The organism is Mesorhizobium sp. M7A.F.Ca.US.007.01.2.1 (assembly GCF_003998165.1).
Taxonomy (GTDB): Bacteria; Pseudomonadota; Alphaproteobacteria; order Rhizobiales; family Rhizobiaceae; genus Mesorhizobium; species Mesorhizobium ciceri.
Genome location: NZ_RZQP01000458.1, coordinates 1 through 1654, shown reverse-complemented (window position 1 = coordinate 1654; position 1654 = coordinate 1). Strand labels below are relative to the sequence as shown.

At 65.7% G+C, this 1654-nt stretch carries 2 protein-coding genes; both read left to right on the top strand.

The annotated features are described in order from the left end of the window. The coding region (locus tag EN949_RS35080; RefSeq protein WP_206535010.1) for an ATP phosphoribosyltransferase regulatory subunit at positions 1 to 656 on the top strand (656 nt) is incomplete at its 5' end. After that, positions 653 to 1351: an ATP phosphoribosyltransferase gene (gene hisG / locus EN949_RS35075; RefSeq protein WP_127366005.1), complete on the top strand. Its 699-nt coding sequence runs from the start codon at positions 653 to 655 to the stop codon at positions 1349 to 1351. The genes EN949_RS35080 and hisG, both read left to right, overlap by 4 nt. Positions 1352 to 1654: the final 303 nt, after the last annotated feature.

The following is a 1654-nucleotide window of genomic DNA, read 5'->3' as shown; positions in this document are numbered from 1 at the left end:
CCAGCGCGACATCGCAGTTGGCCAGCCAATCGGCGTTCGGCTCGGCGCCGATGCTTGAGGCGGCACTCGCCGATCTCGCCAACCCGCCGCGCAACAGCCAGCTCTCAGGTCCGGTCGCCGCTCTGGTCCTCGACGGTGATCTGGACGGTCTTTCCGCCCATATCGCCAGCGGCATGGAAGAAGCCGGCCTGTCGGCGTCCGCCGGACGCTCGCCATCCGACATTGCCCGGCGGCTGATCGAGAAAGCCGAATTGCGCAGCGTTCGGCTGTCGAGCGAGGCGTTTTCCGCGCTGAAGGATTTTCTGGCGATCGACGTTCCGCTAGATCGCGCGGCCCAGGCGCTGGAGACCTTCGCCACCGGCGCCGGTCTGTCGCTCGATATCGCGCTGGAAAAGTTCGCTGCCCGCGCCAAGGCGATCGAAGCGCATGGCTTGCCGGCCGATAAAATCCGCTACGACGCCGCCTTCGGCCGCCCGCTCGACTACTACACCGGCCTGGTTTTCGAAATCGCGGCCGACAATGGCGACCGGCCGCTGGTCGGCGGCGGCCGCTATGACCGGCTGCTGACCTTGCTTGGCGCCAAGACGCCTATCCCCGGCGTCGGCTTTTCCGTCTGGCTCGACCGCATCGAGGCGTTGCGGGAGACGGCGCCATGATCACGCTGGCGATCCCATCCAAAGGCCGCCTGAAAGAGCAGGCGCTGGACGTGCTGGCCAAAGCCGGGTTAGCCGTCAGCCTGCCCGGCGACGAGCGCAAATATCACGCCCGCGTCGAGGGCCTGGACGATGTCGAAGTGGTGTTCCTGTCGGCTTCCGAGATATCAGGCGAGATCGGCCAGGGTGCCGTCGATCTCGGCATCACCGGCGAGGACCTGGTGCGTGAAAACCTTGCCGACTGGGAGAGCCGCGCCGAAATCGTCGCCCGTCTCGGTTTTGGCCATGCCGATGTCGTGGTGGCCGTGCCGGACATCTGGCTCGACGTCGACAGCATGGCCGACCTCGACGACGTCGCTGCCGATTTTCGCCAGCGCCATGGCCGGCGGCTGCGCATCGCCACCAAATACTGGCGGCTGACCCAGCAATTCTTCTCGCAGAAGCACGGCATCCAGGTCTACCGCATCGTCGAGAGCCTGGGGGCCACCGAAGGTGCGCCGGCGGCGGGTCTGGCCGATGTCATCGTCGACATCACAACCACCGGCTCGACGCTGCGCGCCAATCATCTCAAGGTGCTGGGCGATGGCCTCGTCCTGCGCTCGCAGGCTTGTCTCGTGGCGTCCAGGAAGACACGGGCGGCGGCCGATGAAGCGGTCCTGCGCGACATCGCGGCGAAGATGGCGGCTGCGGTCGGATAGCGGCGGGCCTTCGCCCGCTGCCCCTCAGGGCTCCGAACCCGGCTTGAAAACCCTGACGGCGGCCGTCCCGCGGCGTCGGTAGCTTTGCGCCGGTTTTCCTGTATAGGAATTATTTCCTTGACTGGTGAGGGCAGCTATGCTACATTTTTGCCCATGGTGCTGATTTGCGCCAGTGACCGCCGCCCAGGCGGGTTTTTGCGTTTGATGTTCATCAACCAACGGAGGCCCCGAAGCGTCGTGGGCCGGATCGTTGCCCTGCCACGACTATCGGCGGGATTTTCACCACCCCCTCAGGCTGATAGG

Coding starts and splice junctions, on each gene's coding strand:
- hisG (WP_127366005.1), top strand. CDS start 653: ATGATCACGCTGGCGATCCCATCCAAAGGCCGCCTGAAAGAGCAGGCG.